At 68.8% G+C, this 18,637-nt stretch carries 11 protein-coding genes; 4 read left to right on the top strand and 7 right to left on the bottom strand.

Features of this window, described 5'->3' with window-relative positions:
* Positions 1-216: 216 nt before the first annotated feature.
* Genes ACQPZW_RS15870 through ACQPZW_RS15850 form a run of 5 tightly spaced genes read right to left on the bottom strand, consistent with a single transcriptional unit; the run spans position 217 to position 5,779 of the window.
* The gene (locus ACQPZW_RS15870; RefSeq protein ID WP_433795639.1) at positions 217-1,113 is read right to left on the bottom strand and encodes a sugar phosphate isomerase/epimerase family protein; all 897 of its coding nucleotides are present in this window, start codon (positions 1,111-1,113) and stop codon (positions 217-219) included.
* A gap of 3 nt (positions 1,114-1,116) precedes the next feature.
* On the bottom strand, positions 1,117-2,301 hold the full coding sequence (locus tag ACQPZW_RS15865) for a substrate-binding domain-containing protein (RefSeq protein ID WP_433795638.1): 1,185 nt from the start codon (positions 2,299-2,301) through the stop codon (positions 1,117-1,119).
* Between the two features lie 9 nt (positions 2,302-2,310).
* Positions 2,311-3,294 carry an ABC transporter permease gene (locus ACQPZW_RS15860; RefSeq protein WP_433795637.1) on the bottom strand — a complete coding sequence of 328 codons (984 nt, stop codon included), beginning with the start codon at positions 3,292-3,294 and terminating at the stop codon, positions 2,311-2,313.
* A gap of 2 nt (positions 3,295-3,296) precedes the next feature.
* A complete protein-coding gene (locus tag ACQPZW_RS15855) occupies positions 3,297-4,271 on the bottom strand; it encodes an ABC transporter permease (RefSeq protein ID WP_433795636.1) in 975 nt (324 codons plus the stop codon).
* Entirely contained in the window at positions 4,271-5,779 is a 1,509-nt protein-coding gene (locus tag ACQPZW_RS15850) for a sugar ABC transporter ATP-binding protein (RefSeq protein WP_433795635.1), read from the bottom strand. Before ACQPZW_RS15850 ends, ACQPZW_RS15855 begins: the two co-directional genes overlap by 1 nt.
* A gap of 492 nt (positions 5,780-6,271) precedes the next feature.
* Here ACQPZW_RS15850 and ACQPZW_RS15845 point away from each other — a divergent pair, with 492 nt between their 5' ends.
* The 4 genes from ACQPZW_RS15845 to ACQPZW_RS15830 all read left to right on the top strand — a co-directional run bounded on the left by ACQPZW_RS15845 (position 6,272) and on the right by ACQPZW_RS15830 (position 14,636).
* The gene (locus tag ACQPZW_RS15845; protein ID WP_433795634.1) at positions 6,272-9,826 is read left to right on the top strand and encodes a ThuA domain-containing protein; all 3,555 of its coding nucleotides are present in this window, start codon (positions 6,272-6,274) and stop codon (positions 9,824-9,826) included.
* Positions 9,827-9,884: 58 nt separating this feature from the next.
* Positions 9,885-11,228 carry a ricin-type beta-trefoil lectin domain protein gene (locus ACQPZW_RS15840; RefSeq protein WP_433795633.1) on the top strand — a complete coding sequence of 448 codons (1,344 nt, stop codon included), beginning with the start codon at positions 9,885-9,887 and terminating at the stop codon, positions 11,226-11,228.
* 298 nt (positions 11,229-11,526) lie between these two features.
* Complete coding sequence (locus tag ACQPZW_RS15835; RefSeq protein WP_433795632.1) at positions 11,527-12,999, top strand: ricin-type beta-trefoil lectin domain protein; 1,473 nt, start codon at positions 11,527-11,529, stop codon at positions 12,997-12,999.
* A gap of 152 nt (positions 13,000-13,151) precedes the next feature.
* Positions 13,152-14,636 (top strand): GGDEF domain-containing protein, encoded by a 1,485-nt coding sequence (locus ACQPZW_RS15830; protein WP_433795631.1) that lies wholly within the window; start codon positions 13,152-13,154, stop codon positions 14,634-14,636.
* 59 nt (positions 14,637-14,695) lie between these two features.
* On the opposite strand, the gene ACQPZW_RS15825 is transcribed toward ACQPZW_RS15830, so the two are convergent.
* Both ACQPZW_RS15825 and ACQPZW_RS15820 read right to left on the bottom strand, forming a co-directional pair.
* Positions 14,696-15,952, bottom strand: coding sequence for an McrC family protein (locus tag ACQPZW_RS15825; protein ID WP_433795630.1), 1,257 nt, complete (start codon positions 15,950-15,952; stop codon positions 14,696-14,698).
* An 82-nt stretch (positions 15,953-16,034) separates the two neighbouring features.
* Complete coding sequence (locus ACQPZW_RS15820; RefSeq protein WP_433795629.1) at positions 16,035-18,512, bottom strand: AAA family ATPase; 2,478 nt, start codon at positions 18,510-18,512, stop codon at positions 16,035-16,037.
* Positions 18,513-18,637 lie beyond the last annotated feature (125 nt).

Below are 18,637 nucleotides of genomic sequence, written 5' to 3'. Positions count from 1 at the left end.
CGGCCGGGCTACGCCGGCGCGGTGTGGACAACGAGGACACCAACACGGGCAGCTCCTCACGTGGACGGTCGGCACTGACGGCGCAGTGCGGTGGGGACGCAGCGGGCCTGAGTCCCGCGGCGCCGGCTGGAGCGCAGCGATCACCGGCCGGGTCGGCGTGACCGCCCGGCGATCGCTGCGCGAGATCATAAGACGTATGATGTATTACCCATGACGTTAATTTGATGTTTCGCCCACGTCAAGCGACGACCGTCTATACAGCGGGCGGGTGACCGCTCGCAGGTGGGCCAGCCCGTCCAGTGCCAGCAGGTCCTGCGAGCGGGCCAGCGGGCGCCAGATCGAGGCGGCGGTGGCGATCGTGTCGTTCAGCGCCGTGAAGGACTCCAGACACACCGCGCCGGCGTATCCGGTCGCGAGCAGGGCGTCGAAGAATCGCGGCCAGTCGAAGTGGTCCCGGCCCGGCGCACCGCGGTCCGTACCGCTGACCTGGACGTGCTTGATGTGGGGACCGGCAACGGCGAGGACCGCGTAGGGATCGGACTCCTCGATGTTCATGTGATAGGTGTCGATCATCAGACCGACGTTCGCCGGCAGGCCGTCGATCAGGTCGAGCGCCTGCGTCACGGTGTTCACCACGCTGGTCTCGTAGCGGTTGAGCGCCTCCACACCGATGCTCACACCGCGCTCACCGGCGTAGTCGGCAACCGGCGCCAGCCGTTCACGGAACTCCGCGTAACAGGCGGCACGGTCCGCCGCCGACATCCGCCAGGTCCGGCCCACCGAGGCGTAGACCGGGCCGCCGACACAGGGCGCCCCGAGGACCGCCGCGTTGTCCACACAGGTCCGCAGATACGCCGCGGTGGCCGCGACCACCCCGGCCGGCGCCGCCACGAGCTCACGCCCGGACGGGGTCACCGCACAGACGCCGGCTGCGGCCAGCCGATGCGACGCCAGCAGATCCCGGGTGCGGACCGGATCCCAGTGACCCGGTTGCTCGAGCGGCAACTCGACCGCGTCGAACCCGAACGCGGCGATCCGGGGAACGAGCTCGGCCAGGGCCGCGTCGTCGACGGGCGAGGCCCACACCCAGGGATTGACCCCGATGGCGTACACCGGCTACCGCCAGCGCTCGGGGTAGCCGGGCAGGTCCCTGCAGCCACACACGGCATAGTGCAGCGGCGGCATGTCCGCGTCGATGTACTCGTCGAGGTCGTCCCGGGTGATGGTCGGCTGCGGCAGCTTCCACGGGCTCGACACCGGCTCGCCGTTCAGGATGCGCAGCGCGGCGAGGACCGGCGTACGCCACTGATAGGTGGGGTAGGTCGGCGCGACGGCGGTGAGGTTGCGTTCCTTCCACTGCCTCAGGAAGTCGAGCTGGTCCTCGCCGTTGATCGGCGGCACCGGCCGGCCCGCGTCGACGAACGCCTCGACGGCGGCGACCGCGACGGCACCCGCGTCCATCCAGACACCGTCGATCGTGCCGTACCGCTGGATGTAGTCGTTGACGATCTTCTTCGTCTTGGCCGGGTCGCCGTCGGTGAACTCGACACCGACCAGGTCCGCGCCGGCCTTGTCGAAGGCGACCTTCGCCGCCGACCAGCGGGTCTCCAGCACGTCGACGCCGGGCAGGATCCGCAGGGCCAGCACCTTGCCGCCCGGCTTCATCCGGGCGGTGATGAACTCCGCGGCGACGTGCCCGAAGCCGTACCCGCCGATGGGGTTGATGAAGGTCACCGGGCAGGTCGAGTCGACGCCGCGATCGAAGACGACGACCGGAAGCCCCTGCCGGCAGGCGGCCTCGACGGCCGGGGTGAGGGTGGCGGTGGTGTTCGGCGACACGATCAGCGCGTCGCATCCCTTGCCGAGCAGATCGTCGATGTCCGCGATCTGCTTCTGGTCCTTGCCCTCGGCGTCGACGTGGACGAACTCCTTGATCTGGCTCCCGTGGGTCTCCACCTCGGCCTGCATGGTCTTGAAGCCCACCTGACGCCACGGGTTGTTCAGACCCGCGTTGGAGAAGCAGATCTTGTAGGGTCCCGGCTTCTTGAAATTCGTGGTCTCCACCATCCGGGGATCGAGCACCTGCTCCCACGGCTTGCCGGCGGGCCCGGCCGGGGTGGCGCCGAGCAGGGCGAGCTCCCTGTCGTACTGCGCCTGCACGAAGAACTTCGACTGTTCACCGGTTCCCGCCCCGGTCTGCGGGGACGCGCCGGCCGACGGCAGGACGGTGGGTGTGTCGGTGGCGCACCCGGCCGGCGCGAGCAGGGCACCGATCGCCAGGGCTGCTGGGAAAGGTCTCACGAGATCCCCTTATCTGCGAAGGGCACGCCGGGCCGGGACGGCCACGGCGAGCAGGATGATCGCGCCCTGAACCGCTGTTCTGAGGGCGCCCGGTACGCCGTAGAAATTCATCAGCGTGAAGAGCGTCTCGAGGGTCAGGGCGCCGAGCATGGCGCCGGCGACCGAACCGCGGCCGCCGCCCAGGGCTACCCCGCCGAGGACCACCGCGGTGATGGCGCCGAACTCCAGACCGGCTCCGGCCTGGAAGGAGACACCGCTGTACCCGCCGATGAGGATCGCGGCCACGGCCGCGGCCAGGCCGCTGAGCACGAACGCCATGGTCTTCACGTGGTGGACCCGCACCCCGCTCAGCTCGGCGGTCCGGGGGTTGCCGCCGACGGCCACGAGGGTCCGGCCGAAGTCCGAACGGGTCAGCAGCACGGCCAGCACGGCCACGACCAGCAGGACCAGCACCGCGTACGGCAGGCGGCCCACCAGGAGCAGGTCCTCGAACGCCCGCCGTCCGAACCGGCGGAACTGCTCGGACAGCCCGCCTTTCGGGGCGCCGTCCGACCACAGGTAGACCGCACCGACGAGGATCAGGTACATGCCCAGGGTGGTGATGAACGAGGACACCCGCAGCCGGGTGGTGACGAGGCCGTTGACCAGCCCGACAGCCGCCCCGGACGCGAGCAGCAGCACGACGACCGGCCAGGTGCGGGCGGGCTCGCTGTCGATGAGCCGGGCGGCGACCACGACCTGCGCGGTGACCAGCGAGCCGACGGACAGGTCGAACTCCCCCGCGACGATCACGAAGTACTGACCGGCGGCGAGCACGATGATCGGCGCGGACCGGCCGAGGAACGACATCAGCGACGACGGCGCGAGGAAGTCGGGCTGGCGCACGGTCAGCAGCACCAGCAGCATCGCGAGGACCACCAGGATCGGCACGAGACCACCGGTGCCCGGCCGGTGCAGTCGTGCCGTGATCAAACGGCGTTCAGTGATCGGCATGGCTACGACCTCGCCTTGCGGACAGTGCGCCGGGCGTGCACGGCGACCGCCGCGATGATGATCACGCCGCGGATCACCTGCTTGACGAAGGCGTCGGCCTCGAGCTGGTTGAGGATGGCGTCGATGCTGGCGAGCAGCAGCACACCACCGACGGTGCCGGCCACACCGCCGCGTCCACCGGCCAGGGCGGTGCCGCCGAGGACCACGGCCGCGATCGACTCCAGGTCGTACAGGCCCTCGGTGCCCACCCTCGGCGCACCCGAGCCGAGCCGGGCGGCGAGGTAGACACCGGCGAGACCGGCGCAGAGCGAGCACAGCACATGGGCGATGACGAGCACCCGGTCGTTGCGTACGCCGGAGAGCCGGGCGACCTGCGGGTCACCGCCGACGGCGATCAGGTGGTGACCGAACCGCGTCCGGGTCAGCACGATCCCGACGGCCGCGGCGACAGCGAGCAGCAGCAGGAACGACACGGGCACCGGGCCGACACGCTGATAGCCGAGGCTCTGCACGAGGGCCGGTGCGGTCCGGCCCGCCGGGCCGTCGTAACCGTTGTCGAGATAGCCCTTCAGCAGCAGCCCGACACCCACGGTCGCGATGAAGGCGTTGATGCCGGCCCTGGTGACCAGCAGGCCGTTGAGCAACCCGATCGCGGCGCTCGCCAGCAGCGCCAGCCCGGCACCCGGTAGCAGTGCCGCGTCGCTGCCCTGCATGGCCTCCGCCGCGACCAGGGTGCTGAGGCTGACCACGTACGCCACCGACAGGTCGAGGGAGCCGCCGATGACGACCACGGTCTGCCCGACCGCGACGAGTCCGAGCCCGGCGGCGACGTGCAGCAGACTCACCGTCGTCGACTGGTTGAACAGCCGGCCGCCGTCGACGGTGACGACCAGCCAGCCGACCGCCAGGGTGACGGCCAGGGCGACGAACACGCCCGGCGTGCTCCGTCTGGTCGGCAGGGTGAGCGCGGCGGTCATCAGGCCGCCGCCGGTACGGTGCCGAGGGCGAGGGCGAGCACGTCCTCCTCGGTGGCGCCGGCGGACAGCTCCCCGGCGATCCGGCCGTCACGCATCACGACGATCCGGTCACTCATCCCGAGCAGCTCCGGCAGATCCGACGAGATCATCAGCACCACCGCGCCGTCGCGGGCCAGGCGGCGCACCAGGTCGTGGATCGCCGACTTCGCGCCGACATCGATGCCCCGGGTCGGCTCGTCGAACAGCAGGATCCCGGGGTCCAGGGCCAGCCACCGGGCCAGTACGACCTTCTGCTGGTTGCCGCCGGACAGGAAGCGGATCTCCTGGTCCTCCGCGGCGGCACGCACGTCGACAGCGGTGAGCAGGTCGCGGACCCGCGCGGTACGGGCGGCGCGGCCACGCCAGACGGGACGCAGGGCACGACCGGCCAGCAGCGCGTTGTCCAGCACCGACCCCCCGGCGACGATGCCCTCGCCCTTGCGGTCCTCGGTGAGGTAGGCGATACCGGCGCGCATCGCGGCGCGCGGCGAGCGCAGCCGGATCGGCGCGCCGTCGAGGGTGACATCGCCCGTGGTGAAGGGCGCGGCGCCGAACAGGGCACGCGCCAGCGCCGACCGCCCCGAACCCTGCAGGCCACCGACGCCGAGCACCTCACCGGCACGCAACCGCAGGTCGACGCCGCGCAGTGTCCGGTTGCCGCCGTTGCGGACGGTCAGCCGGACCGGGCGGGGCTCGTCCGGCCCGGCACGCTGCGGGTAGTAGTGGGACAGGTCGCGGCCGACCATGTGCCGTACCAGCCGGTCCGGATCGGTGTCCGCGGTGTTCAGGGTGGTCACCGGCCGGCCGTCCTTGAGCACGGTGATCCGGTCCGCCAGGTCGAAGACCTCCTGGAGGCGGTGCGAGACGTACAGCACGCCGATCCCCCGCTGCTGCAACCGCCGGACGAGCGCGTAGAGCCGCTCGACCTCGGTGTCGGCGAGCGCCGCGGTGGGCTCGTCCATGATGAGCAGCCGTGCGTCGAGGGCGAGCGCCTTGACGATCTCGACGATCTGCTGCTGTGCCACGCCGAGACGGCTCACCGGGGCTCCGGGCGGCAGTGAGCTCTCGCCGAGGGAGGCAAGCAGGTCGGCGGTGCGGCCGAGCATGGCCTTGCGGTCGACGAGCCCTCGGCGCACCGGTTCGTGGCCCAGGAAAACGTTCTCCGCGACGCTGCGCTCCGGCAGCAGGTTGAACTCCTGGTGCACGATGCCGATCCCGGCCCGCTGGGCGTCGCGCGGGGCGCTGAACCGCCGCGGCACGCCGTCGAGCGCGATCGTGCCCTCGTCGGGCGCGTACCCACCGGACACGATCTTCATGAGCGTGGACTTGCCGGCGCCGTTCTCGCCGACGACGGCGTGCACCTCGCCGGCAAGGACGTCGAGGTGCACCTCGCCGAGTACACGGACACCGAGAAACGACTTGCCGATGCCCCGGAGTGTGAGCAGTGGCGACGGCAGCGCGACAGACATCAGCGGCCCCTACGATGCGTGGTCAGCAGAATTGGATCGTTGATGAGCGAATCGATTCCATGCGCGCAGGACTGCACGCGCCGGCGTGCCTCCACCGAATTCCCTTGGAATGTCGACCCGTGGCGATCAGGCTCACGATGGACGACAGCGTAGATGTCGCGAGAACCGCTGACAACGCCAGAAATACCGAGAACATCGACGAAAATCAGACCCTCGAAAATGTGTAACGAAAACTGTCCGGCGATAGTCGTATTGACTTACAGCGATTCCCGAACGCATGCTGGCCGGGCAGACCACGGGAACGAACGGCGCTCGGCACGACGCTGCGCCATCTCCCGAGGGACCTGACTGCCCGTCACGGCGGACGGCATGACGATCTGATCGGCACACGCACGCCTTCGGTACGCCCGGCACTGCCCGGCTCGTACCCAGGTGCATCCCCCCGCGTGCCCGTGGTCCTCAGCCCCTTCCCCCGGCAGTACAGGAGATGGCATGCGTCGCAGTGCATTGATCATCGGGGCGATCGCGGGTCTGCTGTTGTCGTTCGCGGTCGTCGCTCAACCGGCGTCCGCGGCCCCAGCGTTCCGCGCCCTGCTGTTCACCAAGACCACCGGTTACCGTCACGACTCGATCCCCGCCGGCGTGGCCATGTTCCAGGAGCAGGCCGCCGCCAACAACTTCGAGCTCGTGCACACCGAGGACTCCACCGTCTTCACCCCCGCCAACCTGGCGACCTTCGACGTGCTCATCATGTTCCAGACCTCGGGCATGGTGTGGACCACGACCGCCCAGCGCCAGGCGGTGGAGGGCTTCGTCGCCGCGGGCAAGGGCGTCGTCGCCGTGCACAACGCCGTGGACATGGGTATCGAGAACGAGTACCCGTGGTGGGACCAGACCGTCAACGCGGGCGCCCACATGCCGGAGCACTCCCCCGGTGTGCTGGCGGGCACCGCCGTCGTCGCCGACAGGTCCCACCCGTCCACGGCCGGCCTGCCGGACCGCTGGAACCGCAGCGAGGAGTGGTACAACTTCGACCGCAACCCGCGCGGTGACGTCCACGTCCTGGTCACCGCGGACGAACGCACCTACAACCCGGGCTCGCGGGCGATGGGACCGGACCACCCGATCTCCTGGTGCCGCAACACCGCCGGCGGGCGGGTCTGGGCGACCGGCATGGGTCACTCCATCGCGTCCTACAGCGAGTCCGGCTTCCGCAACCACGTGCTGGGCGGTGTCAAATGGGCCGCCGGCAACGAACCCGGAGAGTGCGGCGGCACCGTCTGGAGCAACTTCGAGAAGCGCACGCTCGACGACAACACCGCCGACCCGATGGCGCTCGCGGTCACTCCCGACGGGCGGGTGCTCTACGTCCAGCGCGGCGGCCAGGTGAAGATCTTCCGCCCGGCCGCCAACAACACCGTCACCGCCGGCACGCTGAGCGTCTACACCGGGGGTGAGGACGGGCTCACCGGACTGGCCCTGGACCCCGGCTTCGCCACCAACGGTTACGTCTACCTGTACCACTCGCCGGCCGGCAGCACGACCGACGTCAACCGGGTCTCCCGCTTCACCCTCACCGGCGACACCCTCAACATGTCCAGTCAGGTGACGATCATCGACATCCCGGCCTACCGGGACCGCACCTTCCCGGAACCGGGGCACACCGGCGGCTACATCGAGTTCGGGCCGGACGGGAACCTCTACATCGGCACCGGGGACGACACCCCGCCCAACCTCGACCCGAACTGGCAGGGCTGGGCACCGCTGGACTGGCGGTCCGGCAAGGCCAACCTCGACGCCGCCCGCTCCGCCGGCAACACCAACGACCTGCGCGGCAAGCTGCTGCGGATCCGGCCCTCGGCCGGCGGCGGCTACACCGTCCCGACCGGAAACCTCTATCCGCAGGGTACGGCGCAGACCCGGCCCGAGATCTACGCGATGGGCTTCCGTAACCCGTTCCGCTTCTCCATCGACCCGGCCAACGGCTGGGTCTACCTCGCCGACTACGGCCCCGACCGCAGCGGCGCCACCACCAACCGTGGCCCCGAGGGACTCGTCGAGCTCAACGTCATCAAGACGCCGGGCAACTACGGCTGGCCGTTCTGCCACGGCAACAACCTGCCCTACGCGCCGTTCAACCCGGACACCGGTGTCGTCGGCGCCAAGTTCAACTGCTCCGCGCCGGTCAACAACTCGCCCAACAACACCGGCCTGACCAGCCTCAAGCCGGTCGTCGCCCCGAACATGTGGTACGGCTACGGCACCTCGCCGACGTTCCCGGAGCTGGGCGCCGGCGGGTCGGGCCCGATGGGCGGACCGGTCTACCGCTACAACGCCGCCAACCCGTCGGCCACGAAGTTCCCGCAGTACTACGACGGCGTGCACTTCTTCTACGAGTGGACCCGCAACTACATCAAGGAGGTGCACCTCGACGCGGCATCCGCGGTCACCCGTACCAACCCGTTCCTGCCCGCGGGCAACTTCGTCAAGCCGATGGACATGGAGTTCGGCCCGGACGGCTCGCTGTACCTCCTGGAATGGGGCTCGAACTTCGGCGGCGGCAACAACGACTCCGGCCTGTACCGCGTCGACTACATCCAGGGCGGACGGTCCCCGATAGCCAGGGCCACCGGGACACCCACCAGCGGGACCGCACCACTGACCGTGCAGTTCAGCAGTGCCGGGACGACCGATCCCGACACCGGCAACACCCTGAGCTACCTGTGGACCTTCGGTGACGGCACCACCTCCACGGCGGCCGGCCCGTCGCACGTCTACACCGCCAACGGCAACTACACCGCGCAGCTCAAGGTCACCGACAACACCGGCAGGACGTCGTTCGCCAACGTGCAGATCACCGTCGGCAACACCGCACCGGTGGTCACCATCACCGGGCCGCCCAACGGCGGGATGCTGAACTTCGGCGACCGGGTCCCCTACACGGTCACCGTCTCCGACCCGGGCGGCGCCGCCATCGACTGCACCAAGGTCCTGGTCAACCCGGCCCTCGGCCACGACGACCACCAGCACGAGACGACCGACTACCCGGGCTGCTCGGGCACCATCTCCACGGATCTGCTCGGCGGGCACCCCGACGGGGCCAACCTGTACTACGTCCTCCGGGCCCGCTACACCGACGACGGCGGTGCCGGCGGCGCCTCCCCGCTCACCGGTTACGCCCAGGCGATCCTGCAACCCAAACACAAGCAGGCGGAGTATTTCACCAGCCAGTCCGGCGTACGGGTCGTCGAGCAGGCCGCGGCCGAGAGCGGCAAACGGATCGGTGACATCTCCGCCGGGGACTGGCTGGCGTTCAACCCGATGAGCCTGTCCGGCATCACCAGCGTCAGCTACCGGGTGTCGTCACCCAACAGTGGCGGCTCGATCGAACTGCGCGCCGACTCACCGACCGGCACGCTGCTGGCCACCACACCGGTGTCGAGCACCGGCGGCTGGGACACCTACCAGTCCACACCGGCGGTCAACACCACCGCCCTGGCCGGGACCCACACCCTCTACATGGTGTTCAGGGGCTCCTCCGCCAGCGCGTTCGACGTCGACTCGTTCACCTTCGCCGGCGCCGGCGTGGGCACCGGCGCACCCGATCCGGGCGGTGTGGCCGGCCGTACCTGGACCGTCACGGCCCAGCACAGCGGCAAGCTCGTCGACGTCAGCGGCGCGTCGACCGCCGACGGGGCACAGATCGTCCAGTGGGCGGCCACCGGCGGCTCCAACCAGAAGTGGCAGGCGGTCGACGCGGGTGGTGGCGCCGTCTATCTGAAAGCGCTGCACAGCAACAAGTGCCTCGACGTGATCGGCGGCTCCACCGCGCAGGGCGCGTTCCTGCAACAGCTCACCTGCAACAACAGCAACCAGCAGAAGTTCCTCGTGGCGCCGGCCGCCACCACCGGGGTCTACACGATCAAGAGCGTCCCGAGCGGGCTCTGCGTCGACGTCAACGGTGCCGCCACCACCGACGGCGCCCGGCTCCTGCAATGGGGCTGTCACACCGGAACCAACCAGCAGTGGCGGTTCACCGCGGCCTGACCGGTCGCGGGATCCCCGCCGCCACTGCGCACCACCATCAGGAAGGAAGCAAGCCCCCATGCGAATACAACCCCGTTCCCGACGATGGCGCACACTCCTCGCGGTCGCCACGACAGTCCTCTGTACCGCTGCCGGTGTCACCGGCATCCCGTCGGTGTCCGCGGCGGCGGCCGCGGACCCGGACCCGGTGACCCTGGCGGCGAGCGCCGGCTGCGGCAAGGCGCCCACGCTGACCAGCGGAGCCCGCACGATCCAGAGCGGCGGCCGGAGCCGCAACTACATCCTGCGGGTCCCCGACGGCTACGACAGCAACCGCCAGTACCGCCTGGTCTTCGGTTTCCACTGGAACGGCGGCACCGCCGGTGATGTCGACTCGGGCGGCACCAGCGGCTACCCGTGGTCGTACTACGGGCTGCGGGCACTGTCCGGCAACAGCGCGATCTTCGTCGCGCCGCAGGGCCTGAACAACGGGTGGGCCAACAGCGGCGGCGCGGACCTGGTCTTCGTCGACGACATGCTCAGGGAGATCGAGGCCGGGCTGTGCGTCGACACCACCCAGCGTTTCGCCGGCGGGTTCAGCTATGGCGGCGGCATGAGCTACGCCCTGGCGTGTGCCCGCCCGACGGTGTTCCGGGCGGTCGCGGTCTACGCCGGCGGGCAGCTCAGCGGGTGCACCGGCGGCACCGAGCCGATCGCGTACATCGGGCTGCACGGACTTCGTGACCCGGTGCTCAACATCTCCCAGGGCCGGTCGCTGCGGGACCGGTTCGTCCGCAACAACGGCTGCACACCACAGAACCCGCCGGAACCCGCACAGGGCAGCCTCACCCACACCGTCACCACGTACTCCGGGTGCCGCTCCGGATATCCGGTGGTGTGGGCCGCCTACGACGCCGGTCACACGCCCGGCCCCGTGGACGGCTCGGCCGGCGACTTCGAGCCCGGCGAGCGGTCCTGGACCCGGCCGGTGGTGTGGAACTTCTTCGCCCAGTTCCAGACCACCGATCCCGGCCCCGGCCCCGGGCCGACCGGGTTCCGGCTGCGCAGCGAGTCCGCCGGACGATGCCTGGACGTCAACGGCGCCAGTTCGGCCAACGGATCCCAGATGATCGTCTGGGACTGTCACAGCAACGCCAACCAGCAGTTCAGCCAGAACGGGCAGGAGTTGCGGGTGCTGGGCAAGTGCCTGGACGTGCCCGGTAACACCGCCGGCACCCGGGTGCAGATCTCCGACTGCACCGCGAGCACCGGCCAGCGATGGAACCTGAACAGCAACGGCACGATCAGCAACGCCCAGAACGGGCTGTGCCTGGACGTCAGCGGCGCCGGCACCGCCAACGGCACCGCCGTGGTCGTCTGGGGCTGCCACACCGCCGCCAACCAGCGGTGGGCACGGGCATAGCCGACAACCACATCACGCAAGAGGTGGCCCTCACCCGAGAGGGTGGGGCCACCTCGTCGGCCCCGAGCCGCACGAATACCCGCCCCCGCGACGAATGCGCAGAAAACAACGGTCGTAAAAGTGTTACGCAGAAGCGTCGCGGCCAGTCGCATATCTGAATGCGCACAACGTCACCCCATCAACCACCCCGCTCCGGCCGCGAAGGCCAGAACGGCCTGATCGTATTGGCGAACCGAATATGCTTTCCATCGATGGAAATCGTCGAAGCCGGGCTCTGCGGCCCGCGACGAGAAGCACCGTGATCCGACGGCGTGGTCCCGGTTCGCGCACGGCCGGCCGGGTCTTCTCGGCACTGGCCGGCGCCGTGGCGGCCCTCACGGCGATCCCCCTGGCCCTGATGGCCGCCGCACCGAGCGCGTCAGCGGCGACGAACCAGTTCCAGGGCGTCAACTGGGCCCGCGCGGGCGACAACTTCCATGCGGGGCCGCTGGTCCTCTACGGATTGAGCGGCACCGACAGCTACGCCACCGTCCGGGCCAAGGCCGACGCCGTCTTCGCCGGCTTCGAGGGCAACCTCGGGGCGAACACCGTCCGGCTGCCGATCAACACCTACTCCGTCGGGACATCCTGGTGGAGTTCCTACACCGGCGTCATCGACTCGGCCACCGCACGTGGCCTGAAGGTCATCCTGTCCTACTGGGACGACGGCCGGGCCTCCACCGGTGGCCGACTCACCGACACCGCAGCCTTCAACACCATGTGGAACACCGTCGTGGACAGGTACGGCTCCAACTCCCTCGTCCACTTCGAGCCGATGAACGAGCCGCACGGCTACAGCGCCACCGACTGGAAGAACGTGGCCGCCGGGTGGCTCGCCGCGCGGCCGTCGGTGCCCCGCAACCGCATCTTCATCAGCGGATCCGGGTTCAACCAGGACGTCAGGACCGTGTGCGCGGACAGCCGCTTCGACGGAACCTACCTGTCTCTACACCACTACACCTTCTTCAGCGGTGCGAAGACGTACGACGCGTGGGTGACCTACCTGAGAGACGCCATCGGCGACTGCGCCGGCCGTACCGTCATCGACGAGTTCGGCGCGCCCATGGACACCGGCCTCGATTACGACGACGCCGACAGCACCGACAACTTCGTGCGCTATCTCCGCGCCACCACCCAGGTGCTCCGCGAGCTCGGCATGGGCTCGGTCTACTGGCCCGGTATCGGCGGGAAGCTCACCGCCGGGCAGAGCGACGACTGGTACGCCATGCAGAAGCTGCAGGGCAGCGGCACCAACCTGACGCTGACCACCCCCAACGCCTCCGGCGCCGGACGGTTGCGGTACGCCTGGGGCCGTACCGGCACCGACCCGAGCCCCGACCCGGTACCCGGCAACCGGTTGCGCAACACCGGCTCGGGCCGTTGCCTCGACGTTCCCGGGATCAGCACCGTCAACAACACCCAGGTCGCCATCCACGATTGCGGCACCGGCACGAACCAGCAGTGGACCGGCACCTCCACCCGGGAGCTGCGGGTCTACGGCAACAAGTGCCTCGACGCCCGAGCCAGGGGCACCGCCAACGGCACGGCGGTCGTCATCTACGACTGCAACGGCGGCGCCAACCAGCAGTGGACCATCAACAGCAATGGCAGCATCACCGGGGTGGCCTCCGGGCGCTGCCTCGATGTGACCCGGAACGGCACCGCCAACGGCACCCGCATACAACTGTGGGACTGCAACGGCGGATCCAACCAGGCATGGTCACGCGCCTAGCCCTGCAGCGCTGAACGGGCGGCGGGTGGCAGGTGATCGGAATCCCACCGGGCTGAGCTCTGACGCTCCCCTGACCGCCGGCGACCGCGTCGCCACGGTTGTCGTGTGAACGGCTTCTCAAGTCGGGGCGGTGCCGGCCGATGGTGCAGATCATGAGAATCGGGCGGCACCGCGGTGCGAGGGTGCACCGCGACCTGGTGCATGCCGGGTTCGTCGTGCTGGTTGTCGTCGCGGTGGCCGCGTGGGCGTTCGGCGGCCTGGCCGTACGACTCGGTGTGGTGACGGTGATCGGGGCGCTCCCGGTGGCCGGGATCGCCGTCGGGATGCGGATCAACCGGATCGTGAACCGCACCGCCTGGTATCTGCTGCTCGCGGCGTCGACGCTGTTCACGGCCTTCAACTACCTGTGGTTCGTGGAGCTCGGTCTCGGCCGGGACGTCGGAGCCGACGGGCCGGCGAACCTGGTGCTCCAGGTCCTCGCCTACGGCAGCATCATGCTGTCGGCGTTGCAGGTGATCCGCAAACACGGCGAGGGCGACCGTGGCGGCATCATCGACGCGACCCTGCTCGGCGTCGGCCTGATCACCCCGGTGTGGGAGTTCGTGCTGCGCCCGCACCTGCTCGACCTGGATGTGTCGGGTCTCAGCCAGGGGATCTATCTGCTGAAGATGCTGCTGCTGATGGGCACTCTCGGCGCGCTGATGCGGATCTCGCGAACCGCCGGCACCGCCCGCACCTCGTTGATCTACTTCTTCATCAGCATGGGCGCGACCGTCGTCAGCGTGGTGTCGTCGCTGTTGTCGACCCGACCGGGAAGTGACTACTACTCGCCGCTCGTGGATCTCTTCGCGATGATCGGCTACCTGGGGCTGACCGCCGCGGCGCTGCACCCGAGCTCCACCGAGTTCACCCAGCCGGCCGGGTGGCGCCGCAGCCGTCTGCGGCCGGTGCGGCTGTCGCATCTCGGGCTGGTGCTGGCGATGGTGCCGATCGTCGGCAGCGTTCCCGAACTGTTCGGCGGCACCACCGACAACCTGCTGCTGACGTTCGGCACGTTGCTGGTGATCCCGCTGGTCGTCTCGCGGATCGGGCTGCTGATGGCCGAACGGACCGCCGGCCAGGAGGCGCTGCGCTACCAGGCGCACCATGACGAGTTGACCGGGTTGGTCAACCGCCGCCGGTTCTTCGCTCTGCTGGAGGAGGCGGTCAGGTCCGGCACCGGGGCGGCGGTTCTCTACTGCGATCTCGACAGATTCAAAGCCATCAACGACGAGTACGGCCACGAAGCGGGCGACGAGGTGCTGCGCGTGTTCGCCGACCGGCTGCGCAGCACTCTGCGGGGCGAGGACATCGCGGCCCGGATCGGCGGCGACGAGTTCCTGATCCTGGGCACCGGCACCACGGCCGGCGACGCGGAGGTGCTGAGACGCCGGATCGAGGACGCGACATCGGCACCGGCCGTATGGCAGGGCCATGAGCTGTCATTCGGGGTGACCGTCGGGGTCGCGTACGGCAGTGGCGCGGACACGAGTGCGGACGAGCTGATGTCGGCCGCGGACGCCGACATGTATCGCCACAAGACCGCGCAGCGGGCCTCCCCCAACCCGCGCCGGCGCCTCGCCGGCCCGGACCGGTAATCCCCGCGCCCACCGTGGCCGCCGCTCCGGTTGCGCACGACTGAGCGCGACGGAGGACATCACCTGTCGTGGCGTGGCAAGGGCTTCTCGCCAGGACGTGAGCGCGCCACGATGGAAGTCGTTCCGGACCCGGTCGGCGATCCGCTGGGGAGACAGGTATCGAGCTCCAAGAGGTTCACGAGCAGGTCCCGCAGTGGTGCCGACCATTCCTCCGGCGGCCGGCTGATGTCGACACCGACCACGCTTACCTCGCCGAGAAGACCGCGCGGGCCGGTGACCCGCACGGAACGCCGATTCCAGCCGGTCATCGTGGGCTGAACAGCCACAGCCTGCGGCCGATCGCGGTCCGCATAGGCCGCCGCATAGGTGAGAAGTTGATAGAGGTCGTCACGGCTGATCGCCTTGATGCTCGGGATCTTGTATTTGGCGTCGACCGGGAGCAGACGCTCCGGACTGCCATATCGGATGAGTACATCGGGTGTCAGCGCGCGGCTGGGCACTCCATCGCCCGAAACCCGCAGCTCGTACTCGCCTCGAACGGGCTGCACCCCTCCGCCCATGAGGGCGGCGGCCTCAGCAGCGACCCGCTGGATCAGACGCTCCCATACCGTGTCCATGTCGATGAGTAGGCTTCCGGCCGTAACGCCCTCGTCGCGAAGCAGGTCGTTGAGCTGATTGCCGCCCAGGATGTGCCTTGCCCAGGTGTGTGCCTCTTGGTAGGTCTGATTCATCCGGTGGTAGGTGGCGTGGCGCAGCGCGGTGACGGCACCTCGGGCGCCGTGTGGATGCGGTGGGAAGTGCTCGGCGAGTTGGGCGGCTTCGCGGGCCAGGGCCGGGTCCGAGGCCAGCCGCCGGCAGGCGCGCAGACCTTCATGGCAAACCTGGTTCTCCCAGATGTCGAGGTGCCGGTCGAAGGTACGTACGTGTAGGCGGTCCACCATCCCGTACCGGCGGGTGGCCTGCTGACGGACGTCGAGACGTCCGCGTAGGACTGTCTCCAGCTTGTCATGCGGGCGGTAGTCGCGGCGCAGCCCTTGCCGGATCATCTGCTTGGCCGCATCCACCATCGCGGCGGCCATCAGGTCGGTGACGCCCGCCTGGCCGGCCTGCCAGCCACGGCGCATCGGTGCCTGCCTGGGCCGCTGTCCGTCGGCATGGCGTAGCCATCCCATGAGCTGCTCACCGGTAAGACCGAATTTGGGATACAGGGTGAGGCGCACGTGGTCGAGGGCGACCACGCCGACGTAAGAGTTGACGCAGAGCTCGTACCGGCCGGCACCGGCCTCTCGCACCGCCACGACACTCAGCTTCTCCAACTGTGCCAGCTTCAAGTGGTCCGCTGGGGTCAGCCTCGAGCCCTCCAACAGTGTGGAACGGTGCTCCCGGATCTGAACGTCGTCACGCCTCGACAGCGTCATCCGGCGCACCCAGCTGGTATTCGCGGGCCAGGACGACCAGCAGTTCTTCCGGGTCCAGCGTCGTCACGCCGCCAGTCCGCGCGTCCACGATGTGGCCTCCGAGCAGCGCGGTGAGCAGAGCGTGATCGTTGAGACAGAAGTCCTCGAGCAGGGGCACCACGTCGTCGTAGAACGCTGAGTGCAACTCGTTCTCCGCGGTGATCGGCAAGTCGTCGCGAAGGAAGAAGGAGTGGCCCAGCATGTGATCCGGGTCGAGGTGTTCCGTGATCCTTGCGTTCAGAGTGGTCAGCAGGAGACCGAGGTCGACCGGGCCGACCAGCCCGGACAGCACGTCGGGGTCCGGGACGACCGGAACAAAGCTGAACCGGCGGCGCAGAGCGCTGTCGAGGTGGGCGAGGCTACGGTCGGCCGTGTTCATCGTACCGATGATCTTGATATTGGACGGGACGTGGAACAGGCGGCCGCTGACAGGCAGGACCGCGTTCAGGCCCCGTTTGTCGGCTTCCAGGAGTGTGATCAGCTCGCCGAACACCCGCGGTACGTCGGCCCGGTTGATCTCGTCGATGATCAGCAGATAGATGCGGCCGGGGCGGGCCCGCGCGGCGGCACAAAGCCGCAAGAAGAAGCCGTCCGTCAAGGTGAGCGCCAACCCACCGACGGCAACGGGTGTTGGTTTGTACGCCTCGACGAAGTCTTCGTAGCCGTACGACGGGTGAAAAGTCAGCATGCTCACCTGCGGCATATCGGCCTCGACCGCGGGCGCCTCGTCACCGAGGAGAATCTCGGCCTGTTCCGGCGTCAGGTGGAATGCCGTGCCACGCATCCCATTCCGGGCCGCTTCGCTGGCTCCGAGAACCGGATCGGAGCGCCACTCCTCGTAGGACGGCCCGTCGATGTCGGTGACCCACTGCAAGGTCACCGGCCGCTCCTTTCCACGGTCGATGTCAACGATTCGGCTCAGAACGATCGCCTTTTTCACCGGGCTGGCCTCGTAGCCGACAACGAGGTCACCGATCCGCATCCTGTCGAAGTTGGCTTCGAGGCGGCCACGGCGGAACTCGACCGTCTGCTGTTTCCGCAGCTCCGTCCAACTCCACTGTTTGGGATCGGTCACGAAGACCCAGGTATTACGGGCATCCACCGCTGCGCTTTGCAGCATTTCCGTGATGCGATCGCGGCGGACGGCGGCCGGCGCGGTGATGGCATCGGATTGATCGGTAAGGGCGAGTGCCACGTCGAGGGCCAGGCGAGTCTTGCCGGTGCCGGGCGCGCCGTAAAGGATGACCTGGCCCTTGCGGTCGAGCAGGTCCCGAATACGCAGTACTTGTGGCGGCGGCTCAACGAAGACGACAGCCTCGGGCGTGCCGGCATCCAGGAGGCTGTCTCGGCGCTTCTGGATCCGGTTCCAGAGCTGAGCGCTCACCGGGGCGAACGTGGACACCCAGCCGCCCTGTCGCCCGTCCAGCTGCTGAGCGTACGAAAGGTCCCATTCCACTCCAAGAACCTGGCAATATTCGCTGTCCTCGTCGAACCGGTAGCCTTCGCTGGTCACCTCCCCGACTGCAAGGACCTCGGATTGGCCGCGGTTGGCGAGGATCCGGGTGCCCGGCTGCAGGTCCCGGAAACGCAGCAGGTCACGTGCGGCACGCCGGTTGGCCTGCCCACTCTCCGGATACACCTGATGCAAAATCACTTCCAGGTCTTCGGTGGTCGCGTACTGGGCCAAGTCACCGACCTTCGGCCAGCCCACCCTGATGGACCCTTCGGCAAGGCACTGTTCCCACAGCTTGCCCCGCTCCCCCGGTGCGATCTTCCACACCGGGTCGGCGCCGGCGGGCACGTGACGGTCGTACAGCCAGAGCATCACCTCGAGCGGATGCCATGCCTGCAGCACGGGATGGGCGCGTACAAGCGCCAACAGTTGGCGGTTGAGTCGCCAGGCGGAACCAGTCTCGGGGTCGGCACCTAACAGGGCGATGTATTTGCGGAGGTGGGCGGCCGAATAGATCGGCAAGAACTCGTCCGGGAAGTAGACGGAGAGCGACTTGGTGACCAGTGCGGGACCGTGTGCCAGAAGTTCCAGTTCGTCAAGCCGGTCGAAATCTCCGGCGCCCGCTGCGGCGAAGGCCTCGACGAATTGACCACGTAGGCGCTCCCAGGCCTCCTCGGCAGAGGTATCAGCCAGAGTCCCGGAGAGCCACCACTCGTCGTCATGTCGTCGAAAGAAGATGATGTGCTTCTTCGCACTGCCGCCGCGGATGCTACCCAGATGAGGGCTCCAAAACTCGAGCACCTTGCAGTAGGGATCTTTGGCACCGGTACCCAGCGCATACTCGGCGAGTCCCAACTCCGGCCAGCGACTGAGCGGAAAATGGTCAAGGATTTGCTCGCGTTCGCTGGCAGCCCGGGCAAGCCATTCCTTGCTGTCCGGCCGCTCACCCTCGGTAACCTGAAGCATCGAGGCTGCCTCTCCGGTCGCACTCCACGGAAGCACGCCGTAGCCCCACGAGGGCCGGCCTGAACGAGCCCACGACGCGCAGAAGCCGCAGCTTACCGGGCGCCCGGCTAGCGATGAGGCGGCTG

This window comes from Actinoplanes sp. CA-252034 (assembly GCF_050956125.1).
Lineage (GTDB): Bacteria > Actinomycetota > Actinomycetes > Mycobacteriales > Micromonosporaceae > Actinoplanes.
This window is presented reverse-complemented; position numbering and strand designations above follow the sequence as displayed.

Bases quoted from the DNA above. Each gene is read 5' to 3' on its own strand.
- ACQPZW_RS15860 (WP_433795637.1), bottom strand. From the start codon at position 3,294: ATGCCGATCACTGAACGCCGTTTGATCACGGCACGACTGCACCGGCCG.
- ACQPZW_RS15855 (WP_433795636.1), bottom strand. From the start codon at position 4,271: ATGACCGCCGCGCTCACCCTGCCGACCAGACGGAGCACGCCGGGCGTG.
- ACQPZW_RS15850 (WP_433795635.1), bottom strand. From the start codon at position 5,779: ATGTCTGTCGCGCTGCCGTCGCCACTGCTCACACTCCGGGGCATCGGC.
- ACQPZW_RS15845 (WP_433795634.1), top strand. From the start codon at position 6,272: ATGCGTCGCAGTGCATTGATCATCGGGGCGATCGCGGGTCTGCTGTTG.
- ACQPZW_RS15840 (WP_433795633.1), top strand. From the start codon at position 9,885: ATGCGAATACAACCCCGTTCCCGACGATGGCGCACACTCCTCGCGGTC.
- ACQPZW_RS15830 (WP_433795631.1), top strand. From the start codon at position 13,152: ATGAGAATCGGGCGGCACCGCGGTGCGAGGGTGCACCGCGACCTGGTG.
- ACQPZW_RS15820 (WP_433795629.1), bottom strand. From the start codon at position 18,512: ATGCTTCAGGTTACCGAGGGTGAGCGGCCGGACAGCAAGGAATGGCTT.